Annotated in this window: 12 protein-coding genes and 1 pseudogene; 5 read left to right on the top strand and 8 right to left on the bottom strand. The window is 72.1% G+C overall.

The window, feature by feature from the left end; genetic code table 11:
- Positions 1–93: 93 nt before the first annotated feature.
- The 3 genes from F9278_RS03945 to F9278_RS03935 form a co-directional block, all read right to left on the bottom strand.
- On the bottom strand, positions 94–1,326 hold the full coding sequence (locus F9278_RS03945; protein ID WP_152167014.1) for a vWA domain-containing protein: 1,233 nt from the start codon (positions 1,324–1,326) through the stop codon (positions 94–96).
- Complete coding sequence (locus tag F9278_RS03940) at positions 1,323–2,609, bottom strand: AAA family ATPase (protein ID WP_152167013.1); 1,287 nt, start codon at positions 2,607–2,609, stop codon at positions 1,323–1,325. Before F9278_RS03940 ends, F9278_RS03945 begins: the two co-directional genes overlap by 4 nt.
- Before the next feature lie 189 nt (positions 2,610–2,798).
- Positions 2,799–4,241, bottom strand: coding sequence for a hypothetical protein (locus F9278_RS03935; protein ID WP_193241358.1), 1,443 nt, complete (start codon positions 4,239–4,241; stop codon positions 2,799–2,801).
- Positions 4,242–4,348: 107 nt separating this feature from the next.
- Here F9278_RS03935 and F9278_RS03930 point away from each other — a divergent pair, with 107 nt between their 5' ends.
- The 4 genes and pseudogenes from F9278_RS03930 (at position 4,349) to F9278_RS03915 (ending at position 7,164) form a co-directional block, all read left to right on the top strand.
- The gene (locus F9278_RS03930) at positions 4,349–4,540 is read left to right on the top strand and encodes a hypothetical protein (RefSeq protein WP_226966621.1); all 192 of its coding nucleotides are present in this window, start codon (positions 4,349–4,351) and stop codon (positions 4,538–4,540) included.
- A 187-nt stretch (positions 4,541–4,727) separates the two neighbouring features.
- Positions 4,728–6,209 (top strand): MFS transporter, encoded by a 1,482-nt coding sequence (locus F9278_RS03925; RefSeq protein WP_152167012.1) that lies wholly within the window; start codon positions 4,728–4,730, stop codon positions 6,207–6,209.
- A gap of 36 nt (positions 6,210–6,245) precedes the next feature.
- A pseudogene (locus F9278_RS03920) lies at positions 6,246–6,740 on the top strand (XdhC family protein); the annotation flags it as partial.
- A gap of 70 nt (positions 6,741–6,810) precedes the next feature.
- A complete protein-coding gene (locus tag F9278_RS03915) occupies positions 6,811–7,164 on the top strand; it encodes a hypothetical protein (RefSeq protein WP_152167011.1) in 354 nt (117 codons plus the stop codon).
- Here the strand turns inward: F9278_RS03915 and F9278_RS03910 are convergent.
- Positions 7,108–8,493 (bottom strand): RICIN domain-containing protein, encoded by a 1,386-nt coding sequence (locus F9278_RS03910; protein WP_152167010.1) that lies wholly within the window; start codon positions 8,491–8,493, stop codon positions 7,108–7,110. The genes F9278_RS03915 and F9278_RS03910 overlap by 57 nt on opposite strands.
- Positions 8,494–8,723: 230 nt before the next feature.
- On the opposite strand from F9278_RS03910, the gene F9278_RS03905 reads away from it, so the two are divergent.
- Positions 8,724–9,698 (top strand): peptidoglycan-binding domain-containing protein, encoded by a 975-nt coding sequence (locus F9278_RS03905; RefSeq protein ID WP_152167009.1) that lies wholly within the window; start codon positions 8,724–8,726, stop codon positions 9,696–9,698.
- 64 nt (positions 9,699–9,762) lie between these two features.
- Here F9278_RS03905 and F9278_RS03900 read toward each other — a convergent pair whose 3' ends face one another.
- The 4 genes from F9278_RS03900 to F9278_RS03885 all read right to left on the bottom strand — a co-directional run bounded on the left by F9278_RS03900 (position 9,763) and on the right by F9278_RS03885 (position 14,932).
- Positions 9,763–10,827 carry a family 2 encapsulin nanocompartment cargo protein terpene cyclase gene (locus F9278_RS03900; protein ID WP_152167008.1) on the bottom strand — a complete coding sequence of 355 codons (1,065 nt, stop codon included), beginning with the start codon at positions 10,825–10,827 and terminating at the stop codon, positions 9,763–9,765.
- Positions 10,824–12,251 (bottom strand): family 2B encapsulin nanocompartment shell protein, encoded by a 1,428-nt coding sequence (locus F9278_RS03895; RefSeq protein ID WP_152167007.1) that lies wholly within the window; start codon positions 12,249–12,251, stop codon positions 10,824–10,826. Before F9278_RS03895 ends, F9278_RS03900 begins: the two co-directional genes overlap by 4 nt.
- Positions 12,252–12,719: 468 nt before the next feature.
- The gene (locus F9278_RS03890) at positions 12,720–13,955 is read right to left on the bottom strand and encodes an enolase C-terminal domain-like protein (RefSeq protein ID WP_193241959.1); all 1,236 of its coding nucleotides are present in this window, start codon (positions 13,953–13,955) and stop codon (positions 12,720–12,722) included.
- Between the two features lie 68 nt (positions 13,956–14,023).
- The gene (locus tag F9278_RS03885) at positions 14,024–14,932 is read right to left on the bottom strand and encodes a 5-dehydro-4-deoxyglucarate dehydratase (RefSeq protein WP_152167005.1); all 909 of its coding nucleotides are present in this window, start codon (positions 14,930–14,932) and stop codon (positions 14,024–14,026) included.
- Between the last annotated feature and the right edge of the window lie 7 nt (positions 14,933–14,939).

Here is a 14,939-nt window from a genome sequence, read left to right as displayed (position 1 = left end):
CTCGACAAGGAGGTGGCCGGGTTGACATGTGCACCTTATCGATAATCGTTTTCATTGTCATGGGGGGGGGTGAGGCGGCCGGGCGGGGGCGGTCTACCCGATGTGGACCACACGGGCCCAGTCGGGCGGGGTGTCCGGTACGTAGTCGGGGTCGTCCTCGTCCCATCCGCTGTGCCGGTGCTGCCGGGGGAACAGGCCGACGACTGTCCGGCACGGCGGCCGTGAGTCGGGCCAGGGGGTCTGGCCGTCGGTGAGGACCACGATGACGTCGGGCCCCGGGTGGCCGCGGAGCGCCTTGGCGAAGCCGGTACGGAGGTCCGTACCGCCGCCGCCCAGCAGGGGGATGCCCTCGGCCCGGCACAGCGGATGGGCGATCCGGGCCGCCGCGTCGCACGGGACGACGGTGACGAGATCACGTCGGCCGCCCACGGCACGGGAGATCGCCGCGACCTCCAGGAGCGCGCTACCCAGTTCCGTGTCACTCACCGACCCGGAGGTGTCGATGATCACGGAGACATACGGCGGTCTGCGCCGCAGGCTCGGCAGCACCGCGCCCGGCACACCGGCCGAGCGCCGCGACGGCCGGCCGTAGCTGTAGTCCTCACCCGCGCCGGGCGCCGACGCCGCCGAACGGACCGCCGCGCCCAGCAACGCCCGCCACGGCTGCGGCGGATGGAACGCCTCCTCCGCCCAGCGCTGCCAGCCCTCGGGCGCGGACCCCGGACGGCCGGTGATGCCCTGCGCCACCCGGAACCGCACCGCGTCCCGCTCCTGCTCGCTCAGGCCGTGCGCCCCGTCCGGCCCCAGTTCCCACTCTCGCTCCAGCCCGTCGGCGCCACTGCCGCAGTCCAGCCATGCCAACTCCAGCGTCCGCGAACCCAGTTGGAACCGGCGCAGGTAATCCTCCATCAACTGTCCGGTCGGCAGGCCCAGGAGCGCCGGTTCCACGGCCCCCGCGGGCTTGACCAGTCCGTCGCCGAACGCGTCGTCGTTGATCTCGCAGTCGGCGGCGATGTTCATCCGCAGCCGCTCCCCGGGACCGGTCAGCCCCCGTTCCTCGGCCACCCGGTCGCTGCGCCCGTGATGGTCGCGCAGCAGATGCGACACCTCGTGCACCCACACCCCGGCCAGTTCCTCCACCGGCGTGCGTTCCACGAAGCGGGGGGAGACATAGCACCGCCAGTACCGGTCCACGCCCATGGTCGGTACATGCCGGGACTCGACGGCGTGCAGCGCGAACAACGCCGTGGCGAGATAGGGGCGGGCCCGCGCGGCCTGCAACCGGGCGGTGAAGAGCTTGTCGTAGTCGAGGCTCGGGGCGCTCATCGGCGGGCCCTCGCGGCCGTCCTGGTGGCCTCTTTGGCGCGGGCCGCCGCCTCGTCCGCGCGGCGGGACAGGGTGACGACTCCGGCGAGGTTCTCGATCTCCGTGGGAACGTCCCAGTCGTCGCGGCGCAGGGAGGCGAGGGTGGTCGCGGGGACGACCACCAGGTCCGGCGCCCCGGTCTCCAGCGCCCGGACCAGCAGTGCCCACGCCGCGTCCCAGCGGACCTTCCCGGGCCGTGCCCGGACCGCCGCCACCACACCGTCGAGCACGGCCTGCCGCAGATCGCCCCGCTGAGGCAGCTCCGCCGCCGTCGGGTCGGCGAGCAGCACCTCCGGATCCGGGAGGTCCAGCCGGTCCAGACCCGCCAGCAGCTCCAGCCCCGGACCGTCCCCGACGGTGCCCCTGACCAGCAGGGAGAGCACTTCGCGCGAGACTCCGGAGGCGGTGGCGAAGGCGATCAGACGCAGCGACATCTCCCAGCTCCGGGGCGAGGGCCACGGCCCGCCCCGCCGGGTCTCGCTGTTGGGCAGCTGATGCGTGAGTTCGGGGCGTGCGGCGAGCATCGTGCACACCGCCCGCCGGGCGAAGTCCACCGCCTCCGACAGCCGTTCGGGCACGAGCCGGGGCAGGGTGGCCCGCGGCCAGGTCCCACCGAGACCCCGTACGACGACCTCGTGGTCGTGCGTCCACCGCAGATGCACGAACCTGTTGGCCAGCGGCGGGCTCAGTTCCCAGCCGTCGGCCGCCGAGGAGCGCGGGTTGGCGGCGGCCACGATCCTTACGCCGGGCGGCAGTTGGAGCGCGCCGATCCGCCGCTCCAGCACCAGCCGCAGCAGCGCGGCCTGCACGGCCGGCGGCGCCGTCGACAACTCGTCCAGGAACAGCAGGCCCCGGCCCGCCCGCACCAGGCGCACCGCCCAGTCCGGCGGGGCCATCGGCACGCCCTGCTCGGCGGGGTCGTCGCCCACGATCGGCAGCCCCGAGAAGTCGGACGGCTCGTGCACGCTGGCGATCACGGTCGTCAGCGGAAGGTCCAGGGCGGCGGCGAGCTGGGTCAGCGCAGCCGTCTTGCCGATCCCCGGCTCGCCCCACAGCAGCACGGGCAGATCCGCGGCGACGGCGAGGGTCAGCGCCTCCAGCTGGATGTCCGGGCGCGGTTCGGTGGTCGTGCAGCGCAGCAGGCTCAACAGGTCGCCCGCTATGTCGAGTTGGGAGGCGGTGTCGGCGGTGGGGCCGGGTTCGGAGGGGAGGGTGGGTACGGCGAACGGGGTGTGTGTGGGCATGTTTGATCACCTTGGGGTGTAGAGGGCCTGAGCCGGGAGCGGGCCGAAGCCGGAAGAAGCCGGAAGCCGGAAGAAGCCGGAAGCCGGAAGCCGGAAGCCGGAAGAAGGCGGAAGTCGGAAGCCGGAAGCAGGTCGAAGTCAGAAGAAGGTCGAAGTCAGAAGAAGGTCGAAGTCAGAAGAAGGTCGAAGTCAGAAGAAGGTCGCGATGCGGGGGCGGCGGTGCCGGGTGGGGCGGCGGCCGACGTTGGAGCGGACCCGGTCGCGGGTGAGATCGGTGAGGCCGGCCCGGTACAGGCCGTAGGCGATCCGCCCTCGGGCCGCCGACTCCAACTCGTCCCGCAGAGCGCCGTCACGCAGGACCGCCTCGGGGCCGAGGAGCCCCTCGACGACGGCCAGCGCACCGGCGATGTCCCCGTGGTCCAGGCGTTCGCGCACACCGGAGAGACAGTCCGGACGGCGATGTGCCTCGTCGATGGCGCGCAGACAGGGGAGGGGGGTGCCGGTCAGCTCGACGAGCAGTTCCTCCCGCCGGAGTTCGGCCGGGTCGTGGTCCAGGGCGACCAGTGCGCCGTCGACCAGGCCGATCCGGTGCCGCTCTCCCCGGCAGTCCACGATCCGGGGGCGCCCCGCACCCTCCGGTGGCTCAACCGGGCCTGATCGCACGTGGTCCGGCACCAGCGCCGACGCGACCAGCGGATGCAGCCGGTCGGCTTCGATCGCCCCGGCACGGATCAGCTCCAGGTCGGGCAGCGGCCAGGTCGCGGCGTCGGGCAGGACGGGCAGCGAGCCGAGGGCACCGTCGTCGCCGTCAACGGCCGTGATCCGTAGCGCGGTTGATCCGCGACCGGGTCCCAGCCCCTGTTCCAGATCCAGGTGCAGGTCCAGGTCCAGGTCCAGAAGGAGGCGCTGCCGGGCCCCGCACCGTACGAGGACGGTTCCGCTGGAGCGCCCCTCGGCGCGCAGCACGATCGCCGCCTCGTCCGCCCACCGTTCGACGGCACAACCACGCTCCGAGGCCGCCACCACAGGATCGTCCGGCCAGGACCACCCCAGCCGAGACCCGCCCGATGCCGCTCCCGAACGCTCCCGCAGCTCACCCACCCTGCGCGCGTCCCAGAGATGGCGATGCAGATCGAGCCGGTGGCGACGGCTGGGGCGCGGATGCGGATGCCCGCGGCCCCCGGCCTCGGGACGGACCCCGTCGCGGGACCCGTCCCACAGCGCGAGCCCGATCCGCTGTCCGGCGTCGGCCCAGGCGGGCGGGGTGCGGGCCACGAGGTGCACGGGATACGGCCCCGCGCGCCCCACCGCGTGATACCGGGCCAGTGTGAGGGTCAGGCCCGGCCGCAGCAGCCCGTCGGGAGCGATCCTCGGCATGTGCCAGCGCAGCAGATCCGGGGCCAAGTGCCGCAGATCGGCCCGGACTTGGGCCGCCAGCCCTCGCCCGTGTGCGCTCGTCAGGGAACGCATGTCGAAGTCGATGTCGATGCCCGCGGCGGCACATGCCCCGGCCCAGTCGCCGACGGCACGGCGGGCGGTCGCGGTCTCGATCATGGAGGGTGGCACGGCGAACTCGCGCACGCGCGACCAGAGGGAAAGCCGGGAGTCCCCGTTCACGACATCGGTGAGCATCAGCACTCACCTTGCGTGGACGAGACCCCCGATCTGCCGAGGGAAGGAGTAGTCATCGCGGTGAGCGTAACGCCGCCCCGCCGGTCCCGCATCCGCTTTTCGACCTGGTGTGCGGACGCACCGCGCTGGCCCGCGGCTACGGCTTCGGCGGGGACGCGGCCACCGTCCGCGTCCCCGCCGACCTCGAACCCCTCAAGGACTGGCTCACCGGCCCCCGCGCCACCCCCTTCCTCCTCGACGCCAAGGTCACCCGCGACCACGGTTCCTGGTGGCTGGAGGAGGCGTTCCGCGGGCACTGACCGGGCCGGTGCCCGCACCGGCGCCCAAGTGGTGACGGCCGGGGCACCGGCGTACGGTCGAACAGTGAACTCGGCGGTGGACGGAACCGTCCACCGGACTCTGCCTCTGCGAAACGCCATGAGCAATCCTCGGCCGACGTCCCCATCGCCTGCCACCACCTCGGAATCAGGTGGTGGTGGCAGTGCGATGGCACTGTTCGTCATCGCGTCCTGTCAGTTGATGGTGGTGCTGGACATCACCATCGTGAACATCGCGCTCCCGGACATCCAGCGTTCGCTGGACTTCTCCACGACGAGCCTGGCGTGGGTGGTCAACGCCTACACGCTGACCTTCGGCGGGCTGTTGCTGCTGGGCGGGCGGGCCGGGGACATCCTCGGCCGGCGGCGGGTGTTCGTCTTCGGTGTGCTGCTGTTCGTCCTGGCCTCGCTGCTCGGCGGTCTCGCCCAGAACGCGGGCCAACTCCTCGCCGCCCGCGCTCTCCAGGGTGTCGGCGGCGCCATCGCGTCCCCGACGTCCCTCGCGCTGATCAGTACGACGTTCCGTGAAGGCCCGGAACGCAACCGGGCGTTCGGGGTGTTCGCGGCCGTCTCGGCGGGCGGCGGCGCGATCGGACTGCTCGCGGGCGGCATCCTCGTGGAGTGGCTGAACTGGCGGTGGGTGCTGTTCGTCAACGTGCCGATCGGACTGCTGATCGTGCTGGCGACCCCGCGCTGGATCAAGGAGTCCGAACGCCACCCGGGGCACTTCGACATCACCGGCGCGCTGACCTCCACCCTGGGCATGGTGCTCCTGGTGTACGGCTTCATCCGGGCCGCGCAGGAGGGCTGGCGGGACGGGCTGACGCTGGCCTCGTTCGCCGGGGCCGTCGTCTTCCTCGCCCTGTTCATCCTGGTCGAACGGCGGTCCAAGCAGCCGATCACCCCGCTGCACATGTTCCGCGACCGCAACCGGGCGGGCACCTACGGCATCATGCTGTGCCTCGCCGCCGCGATCTTCGGCATGTTCTTCTTCCTGACGCTGTTCGTGCAGAACGTGCTGGGCTTCAGCCCGTTGCAGGCCGGACTCGCCTTCCTGCCGGTCAGCGCGGTCATCGCGGTCGGCGCCGGACTGGCCTCGAAGTTCCTGCCCACCTACGGGCCCAAACCGTTCATGGTGGTGGGCGCGATCCTGTCCGCGGCCGGGCTCGCCTGGCTGACGCTGACGGACATCCACTCCACCTACGCCGGCAGCGTCCTCGGCCCGATGCTCGTCTTCAGCCTCGGTATGGGCATGGAGTTCGTGGCACTGACCCTGATGGCGCTCTCCGACGTCCCGACCCCGGAGACCGGCGCGGCCTCCGGCCTGCTCAACGCCACCCAGCAGGTGGGCGGTTCGCTCGGCCTGTCCATCCTCGTCACGATGTACGGCACGGCCAGCACCAACGAGGCGGAGGACCAGGTCCCGGACTTCCTGTCCCAGGCGACCCCGGCCGAACGCCTGGAGTTCGAACGGACCGGGCAGCTGCCACCACCCTGGTCCCACGAGGTGCTCACCGCGGGTGTCTCGGCCGCCTTCGTCATGGCCGCCATCTTCACCGTGGTCGCCGCGCTGATCGCCGTACTGGCCATCCAGGTCCGGCCCTCCGACCTGGAGCGACTGAAGGGCGGCGTCGGGCCGGGCCCGGGATGAGATCGTCGTTACGAGGAGGCCGCGGCCCGTGCCGTGCACCCGACCGTCGCCGAGGGTGTCCCGGCCGTCGTGGACGTGGTGGCGACGAACCGTGCCCTGATCCCGCACCCGGACCTCGCCACCCTGCCCGCCGCGCACCTCGACCGCAACGGTCACGGCTATCTCCGCCGGACGGCGACCGACCCGCGCACGGTGCTGTGCGTGCTCACCCATGACGCCAAGTTCGACATCCCGCTGCTGACGGCGGCGCTGCGGACGCCGGTCGCGTTCGTGGGCGCGATGGGCTCCCGCCGCACCCATGCCGACCGTGAGCGGCGGCTGCGCGAAGCCGGGCTCACCGACCGGGAGCTGGCCCGCCTCAGGTCCCCGATCGGCCTCGATCTCGGCGCCCGGACGCCCGAGGAGACCGCTCTGTCGATCGCGGCGGAGACCGTCGCGGCCCGGCGCGGCGGCACGGGCGTACCGCTGACCGGATCGGGGACACCGATCCACCGGGACACGGCGGAGCGGGGAGCCGTGGTGGCGGCCTGAGTACCCGGGCCGGGGCGACTGAGTACGCGGCCGGATGCGCGGCGCAGGGTCCCGCTGGTGCACTGTCGTCATGGACACGCACCCCTCGCGCCCGCGCCCCCTCCGCAACGTCACCGCCACGGCCACCGCCACCGGTTCGGCCCTCGCGGTGGTGCTGCTGCCGCTGGTGGTCGGGGCGCTGGTGGCACGGTCGGCCGGCGCGGACCCGATGGCGTCGGTCAACGCGCTGATCGCGGGCGGCGGGGAGCGGGCCAAGCTCTCCCGGAGCCATCTGCCCGCCCTGCGGGACATCCGCAGGGCGCCCCGCAGGGCGGTCGGGCACCTCACCCGGCGGCCGTCGCCGCACGGCCGCCGGGCGAGGCTGCGGCTACTGGCCGGCCGTGAGGACGTACGTGTTGAGGTTGCCCACGGTCGTGAGCGGTGACGGCGAGCCCAGCTCGTAGCGGTCCACGGCGAGGTAGTTGGGCTTCTTGCGGGCGGCCGGGGTGCAGAAGTTCTGCGCGCGGTTGCCCAGCTTGGCGTTGTCCGTCTCGGCCGTGCCGCCGATCGTGTAGTCGCGGAAGTGGTTCATCACGAACAGCGGGTGGAAGGCGGTCGAGTCCGTGGTGAGCGGGCGGCTCGTGCCCCAACGGCTGTAGCAGGACCAGTCGGAGCCGCCGAGCCCGCCGCCCATCGACCAGTAGTTCTCCACCGTCCACTCGCGCTGGTACATCACCCCGAACGTGTTCCGGGTGGCGTACCCGGCGGAGACGTCGCTCGCGCGCGTACGGTCGCTGAAGACCAGCAACTGCTTGCCCCGGGCGGCGAGATCGGCCATCGTCGGCCAGCCGCTCGTCGCCACGCCCTCCTGGTCCGGCCGGTACAGCACGTCCGACAGACCGCTCACCGAGGCCAGCGACGACTTCAGTACGTCGGAGGAGGTGTAGTCCTCCAGGAAGACGGTGACGAACTGACCGGGACTGGCCTTCAGGAAGTCGACCACGCGCTTGAGATCGGTGGCCAGCGGAACCGGGCCGCTCACTCCGTCACAGCTGTTGTGACAGAGCACGGCCTGCCCCGACACGGTGTAGGCGTCCAGCATGAACCCCCGTACGCCGTCCGTGAGTTGCTGACTCACACCGCGCGCCTGGTTGGGGAAGAGACTGACCGGGAACGAGGCGAAGTTGCCGTCGACACCGTTGGCGTAGGCGTTGTGCGAGGTGAGGAACGCGACCTGGTCGAGGGTGCGGGTGTCGGCGGACGGCATGGCCGACGTCGCGTAGCCGACCGGCGTCAGGTACCAGCGGGCGTAGTCGCCGCTCGACCCGAGCTGTACGAGGGCGGAGTCGGCGGACGAGCCGGTCAGATACTGCGAGGTGCCGGGCACACCGATGGTGTAGGTGCTGTTCGCGGCCTCGGTGATCGTCCAGGTGGTGCCGTCCGCGCCGCACGTCGTGGTCACCGCCGAGGTGCCACTGCGTCCGAGACAGATCCCCGACTCGTCGAGGTTCCGCAGCTGATGGCCGCCGCTGACGGCGACGGGCGTCCACTGCTGGTGGTCCTCGTTGCCCTTGGGATTGTGCGCGGCGACCGTGCCGCCGCTGTCCGCCGCGTTGAGGCCGGTGACGGAGTTCTGCAGATAGACCGAGTACGTCGGGACCGCCGCGGCGGCGGGGCCGGAGAACACGACGGGCACGCCCAGGGCGAGCGCGGCGACGGTGCACAGGGCGCGGGCACGTCTGCGGGTACGGGGTCGGGGACGGGTCAGGCTCACGGGGGTCCTTCCACTCCGGCACACCGGGGTGCGGATGCGGGTTGATGTCAGAGGCATGACACACGAGCACCGGGTCGCGCACCAGTCCCGTCACATGAAGACATCGTGAGCCGAACTCGTTCTCGCGGCGTAGGGCTTGGCCGGGAACGGTTTGAGATTCAAGCAAGTCTTGGGGATTCTGTGCAGAAGATCTGTTTGAATTCTGGAATCCGCTTGAAGAGAGACCACGCGTGAGTGAACCGACAGCCTCCGTCTGCCCGCAGTGCGGTACGCCCCGGGCGACGGACGGCACCCCGGCCTGCGCCTGCGGGCGCCTCGCGTCGGAGGCTCACCGGGACGATCGCACGGCCCAGGCCGAGGCGGCGGAGGACTTCGACCCGGTCCGTATACGGCCGTTCGTGAAGGTCGGCGACGGGACCGGTTCCCCGGAGGCCGCCGAGAGGGAGCGCGCCGACGCGACGGAGGCCCCCGTCGACGAGGACCCCGCCGCCGACGTGGCCCCGCCCCTCGCCGAGGAGGATGTGGACGACGAACGGCCTGCGGTTGACGAACGGCCTGCGGTCGACGAAGGGCCCGTGGTCGACGAGCGGCTTTCGGCCGAGCGTGGCGGCGGCGGTCGGCGGCGACGCCGGGTCGTGCTGGCCGCCGGGTCCGGTGTCGTCGCGGCGGCGGCCCTGGTCACCGGAGGGATCATCGGCGGCCTCTTCTCGTACGAGGCGCCCTCGCGGGACGGTTCGGGCCCCGGCGACGTCAGGGCGGACCTCCCGGAGGCGGCGGCCGGTGCCGAGACTTCGGCGGCGACGGTGACGCCCTCCGGCACCGCCTCCTCGGCCTCCCCGTCCACCACACCGCAGGAGGCGACCCCCACCGAGAGCGAGAGCCGGGCCACCCCCACCCGCTCCGGCACCCCGACCAAAGCCCCGTCCGACAGCGACGCCACGGTCACGGCGGCCCCCGCGCCCACCCGGACCGCCGGGCGACCCCCGGTCCTCGGCCTCGGCGACCAGGGCGCGGAGGTCACCGAACTCCAGCTCCGCCTGGCCCAGATCGGCTTCTACGGCGGCGGGGCCGACGGCGACTACGACCCGGAGGTGCAGAGCGCCGTCCGGGGCTACCAGCTCACCCGTGTCCTCCTGGAGGACGAGCCCGGCGTCTACGGCGAGGCCACCCGCGCCTCACTCGAATCCGAGACGTCGGAGCCCTGACCCTCGCCCGTCGCCCGTACCTGGGGTGCTGTGGGGTCTCGGCCGTGTCGGGCGTGTCGGGGCGTCACCAGTAGTCCGGCAGGCTGTAGCGGTCGGTGTGGGTGGCGTGCCACTCGTGGTTTCCGGCCACCCACGCGGCGAGACCGGCGGCATAGCGCTCGATCGGCGGGGAGGTCGCCGACAGGGCCGCGGACTCCTCCTCGAAGATCTCCATGATCCGGTTGTGGATCTCCACGGCCTCCAGATAGGCGGCCTTCAGCCCGCACCGCTCATTGGCGGCGATCACCACGGGCAGATTGAGGTGGCCGGGGTCGTTCGCCAGCTCCTTGGTGAAGGAGTAGAGGTCGTTGACGATGGTGGCCGCGTTCCCGGCCAGCGCGGTGATCCGCTGGACCTCGGGCCGGGCGTGCAACTGCTCCGGCAGCTCCCAGCCGTCCACGGCGTCGACGACCGTCAGACAGGGCCGGAAGTTGTTGAACTGCCGCATCACCAGGTACTCCCACACCTGTGGCATGTGATCGGTCTCGGCCCAGGCCGCCTCGCCGAGATACCCCAGATGCAGCCGGGCGAGATCGTGGACGAGCCGGTCGGTCTGGCTGGGCGAGGCGAGGACGGCGTAGTCCCGCAGCGCGAAGTGGTACGAGCGCAGCGGCCCGTCGGCCCGTACGCCGCGGCCCCACCGCTCCTCCGCCTCCGGGGTGCCGTGCAGCGGGTCGAGCGCCGACTGCGCCAGGATCAGCCGGCCGCCGAGACCGTGCGGCGAGCCGCCCTTGCCCTCGTCGACCTCGCAGTAGAGGTTGTCGACCAGATTCTCGGCGAGCAGCAACTTCCCGGCGACGACGAGGTGTTCGAGGCTCGCGCCGCCCGGATACGCCAGCACGATCGCCCGGCCCATGCCGAACCCCGCGAACTGTCCCTTCCACTCCCGGGGGAACAGGTCCAGCCGCTCCGCCCAGGCCTCCAGCCGCCGGTCGACCTCGGCGGCCTTCGCGGGGTCGGCGGGCACGGCCGGCCGGTACAGCAGCCCGGGGACCGCGCCGCCGCGCCGGTCCCGCCGGGCACGGGCGAGGCTGGGCGGCCCCGGGAGCCGGGTCCGGGGCGGCGCGTCGGCCGCTGACGGCCCGCTCATTCGGGCATCCACCCGACCTGCACGTTCTCCAGGATCCCGGCCGCGTCGGGCACCAGTACGGCCATCGAGTAGTAGGCAGTGACCAGATAGCTCATGATCGCGGTGGAGTCGATGCCCATGAACCGTACGTTCAGCGACGGCTCGAACTCCTCGGGGAGGCCCGTCTGATGCAGTCCGACGACGCCCTGGTCCTTCTCGCCGGTGCGCAGCGCGATGATGCTGGTGGTGTGCTGCGGGGTGATCGGGATCTTGCCGCACGGGAAGAGCGGCACGTCGCGCCACGCGGGCACCTCGTGCCCGTCGACGTTCACCGTGCCGGGCACCAGACCGCGCCGGTTGCACTGCCGGAAGAACGCCGCGATCGCCTTCGGATGGGCGAGAAGGAGCCGGGTCCTGCGGCGCATGGACAGGAGTTCGTCCAGGTCGTCCGGGGTCGGTGGCCCGGAGAAGGTGCTGACGCGCTGGCCGTAGTCGATGTTGTGCAGCAGCCCGAACTCGCGGTTGTTGACGAGTTCCCACTCCTGGCGCTCACGGATCTCCTCGATGGTCAGGCGGAGTTGCTGCTCCGTCTGGTTCATCGGGTTGTTGTAGAGGTCCGCGACCCGGGTGTGGACGCGCAACACCGTCTGGGTGAGGGAGAGTTCGTACTCGCGCGGTGCGAGGTCGTAGTCGACGAAGCCGCCGGGCAGCGTCAACTCGCCGATGTGTCCGGCCTCCAGGGGCACATCGGCCTCGCCCTTGCGGTTCATGGGCTTGCGCTGCCGCTCGGTGAACGCCTCGAAGTGGGCCGCGAGGGACGGTGTGCGCTCCACGAACGCCATCAGCACGTCCCAGTTGAGCGCCAGCACCACACCGGCCGTGTCGGCCCGCACCGAGCTGAGCCACAGCGGGTCGGCGTGCCCGATGGCCTCGTCGCCCAGTCCGTCACCGTCGCTGATGACGCCGAGGACCTCCTCCTCGCCGTACTTGCCGGTGGTGTACCGAGTGAACCGGCCGTGCACCACGAGATACGCCTCGGTCACCGGCTGCCCGGCGTCCACCAGTACCTGGCCGGCCCGTACCTCCCGCACCCGGAACTTCGTGGAGATCTCCCTGAGGGCCGCGAGGTCGGTGTAGCCGCGCAGCGCCGGGAGTTCGGTGAGGGTCTCCGGGATGACCTTGACGTCGTCGGCGCCGTTCTGGTCGAACTGCACCCGGCCCCGGCCGATCCGCAGCTGGAGCCGGCGGTTGACCCGGTAGGTGCCGCCCTTGATGTCCACCCACGGCAGCGCCTTGAGCAGCCACCGCGAGGTGATGGCCTGCATCTGCGGTTCGGACTTGGTGGTCGTCGCGAGCTGCCGCGCGGCCCGGGTGCTGAGGCTGGTGAACTGCGGTTCGTCGGCGGGTTCCGGTGCGCTTGCGAAGGAGCTTACGGGGGCGGTCACATTCCCTCCCGATCGGTGAGCGGAGGTGCGGGGACGTACGGCCACGTACGGGGACGTACGACGTGCGAGGACGTGCGAGGACGTGCGAGGACGCGCCCGGTCACGGGCGGACACGGGCGGACACGGGCGGACGTCGGGTGCTGTCGAGACGGGGAACTCGGGTGGCGCGCTTACGACGTGGTCGTGGGCGGATTCCGAGGCGACGGCCGCCGGAAGACGGCTGTGGGGCGACGCGTGCGGATGGGTGGCGCGTGTCGCAGTCACAGCCAAACAGGCGGGACGGCCGGTCGGGCACCGCGTGAAAGGGGCGACTTCGCGTCCTGGGGATGCGGAAACCACCGACCGAGGCAGACCGCCCGGCGCCGCGTGCTCGCGCGCCCCTCGCTCGCCCCCGGAGACCGGCGCGGAGGGCGCACGGCCGCGCAGCAGAAAGGGGCCGCCCGGAGGCGGCCCCTGATCAGCCCCTGCTCACCAGCGCGGCAGCCGCAGCTCGTACCCCGGCCGGATCCGGCGCATGTACCCGGTGTCGTCCCGGGAGCGCATCCCCGAGTCGATGTACAGCCTGTGCAGTCGTTCGAGGGCGTCGTGGTCCAGCTCCACACCCAGCCCCGGGCCCGTCGGCACCGCGACCTCCCCGTCCCGGAACTCCAGGACGCCCGGCACGATCACATCGTCCGCCGAGTTCCACGGGTAGTGCGTGTCGCAGGAGTGGTCGAGGCGGGGGACGGCCGACGCCACATGGGTCATCGCGGCCAGACTGATGCCGAGGTGCGAGTTGGAGTGCATGGACAGCGCCAGCCCGAACGCCTCGCAGACGGCTGCCAGTTCACGGGTGCGGCGCAGCCCGCCCCAGTAGTGGTGGTCGGTGAGCAGCACCTGGATCGCGTTCTGCTCGATGGCCGGCCGCAGATGCTCCCAGGCGACCACGCACATATTGGTGGCGAGCGGCATCGGCGAGTCCTTCGCCACCTCCGCCATCCCGGGGATGGTCGCGGTCGGGTCCTCCAAGTACTCCAGGAGGCCGTCCAGTTGACCGGCCACGTACGCCGAGGTCTCCACCGTCCAGGCCGTGTTGGGGTCCAGCCGCAGCGGCTGTCCGGGGAAGGCCTCCGCCAGCGCCGCGATCGCCGCGATCTCCTCGTCCGGCGGGAAGACACCTCCCTTCAGCTTGAACGAGCGGAACCCGTACCGCTGTTGCATGAGCCGCGCCTGCTCGACCACACCGGCCGGATCCAGGGCCTCGCCCCAGTCGTCCCCGACCGCCGGGCGGCCGTCGAGCGCGGGGTGTTCGGCCCACTTGTAGAAGAGGTACGCGGCGAAGGGCACGGAGTCGCGGACCCGGCCGCCGAGCAGATCGCTGACCGGGCGGCCGAGCAGCCTGCCCTGCGCGTCGAGACAAGCGACCTCGACCGCCGAGGTGGTCCAGCCGCGCTCGTGGGAGCCGGGCACGGTCGGCAGCAGCACGGCGTCGATCGCGGCGGCGACGGCCGTGGTGTCGAAGACGTCCAGACCGACCACCGCCTTCGCCGCCGCCTCAAGTCGCTCCAGGCGGACGGCGCCGCCGGTCGACTCGCCGAGCCCCACCGTGCCGTCCTCCAGGACGAGTTGGAGGATCGTCCGCAGGGCGAGGGGCTCGTGGACGCCGTTGGAGTTGAGCAGCGGCGGGTCACGGAAGGCGATCGGGGTGACGATCAGCTCCCGGATCCGGGTGCCCGGGGTGCCGGAGCGGCTGGGGGTGTCTGTGCGGCTGGGGGTGCCGGCGCGGTCGGGGGTCACGCGCCCACCACCGCCAGACCGTGGTCGATCAGCTTCGCCAGTCGGGCGACATGCTCGGGCGTCGGGTCGACGAGCGGTGCCCGTACGCCGCCGACGTCCTGGCCGCGCAGGGTCACCCCGGCCTTGACCAGCGCCACCGCGTATCCGGGGACCTCGTCGCGCAGGGCGACCAGCGGACCGTAGAACTCGTCGAGGAGCGTGGCGACCAGTGTCTCGTCGCCCTCGGCGAGGGCCCGGTGGAAGGCGAGGGCGATCTCCGGGGCGAAGGCGAACACGGCCGAGGAGTACAGGCCGACGCCGATGCCCTGGTAGGCGGGCGCGGTCATCTCGGCGGTGGGCAGCCCGTTGAAGAACTGGAAGCCCTCCGTGCCCGGCACGGCCCGTACCGCGCGGACGACGCGGTGCATCCGCTCGATGTCCCCGATGCCGTCCTTGAGGCCGACGACCCCGGGCAGGGCGGCGATCTCGGCGGCGGTGTCCGCGGTGAGGCGGGCGGTGCCGCGCTGGTAGAAGACGACCGGCAGCGCGGTGGCCTCGGTGACCTCCTTCACATACCGCACCAGCCCCTGCTGCGGGGCGCTCACCAGATAGGGCGGCAGCAGCAGGATGCCGTCGGCACCGGCGCGTTCCACTCGGGCGGCCTGGTCGCGGGCGACCGGGGGCGGGCCCCCGGCGGCGGCCAGCACGGGAACCCGTCCGGCCGTCACCGCCACGGCGACCCGGGTGGCCCGCTCGATCTCCTCGGACGTCAGCGCGTGGAACTCACCGGTGCCGCAGGCGACGAACACGCCCCCGGCACCGGCCGCGACCCCGGCCTCGATGTGCTGTGCGAGCCCTTCCTCGTCCAGCGAACCGTCCGCCGCGAACGGCGTGACCGGAAAGAACAGCACTCCTTGGAACTTCATGTCTCCC

The sequence above is a fragment of the Streptomyces phaeolivaceus genome (assembly GCF_009184865.1).
GTDB classification, from domain to species: Bacteria; Actinomycetota; Actinomycetes; order Streptomycetales; family Streptomycetaceae; genus Streptomyces; species Streptomyces phaeolivaceus.
This window is presented reverse-complemented; position numbering and strand designations above follow the sequence as displayed.

Excerpts from the sequence above, each read along its gene's own strand:
- F9278_RS03945 (WP_152167014.1), bottom strand. The coding sequence starts at position 1,326 with ATGAGCGCCCCGAGCCTCGACTACGACAAGCTCTTCACCGCCCGGTTG.
- F9278_RS03885 (WP_152167005.1), bottom strand. The coding sequence starts at position 14,932 with ATGAAGTTCCAAGGAGTGCTGTTCTTTCCGGTCACGCCGTTCGCGGCG.
- F9278_RS03900 (WP_152167008.1), bottom strand. The coding sequence starts at position 10,827 with ATGAGCGGGCCGTCAGCGGCCGACGCGCCGCCCCGGACCCGGCTCCCG.
- F9278_RS03925 (WP_152167012.1), top strand. The coding sequence starts at position 4,728 with ATGGCACTGTTCGTCATCGCGTCCTGTCAGTTGATGGTGGTGCTGGAC.
- F9278_RS03940 (WP_152167013.1), bottom strand. The coding sequence starts at position 2,609 with ATGCCCACACACACCCCGTTCGCCGTACCCACCCTCCCCTCCGAACCC.
- F9278_RS03935 (WP_193241358.1), bottom strand. The coding sequence starts at position 4,241 with ATGCTCACCGATGTCGTGAACGGGGACTCCCGGCTTTCCCTCTGGTCG.
- F9278_RS03915 (WP_152167011.1), top strand. The coding sequence starts at position 6,811 with ATGGACACGCACCCCTCGCGCCCGCGCCCCCTCCGCAACGTCACCGCC.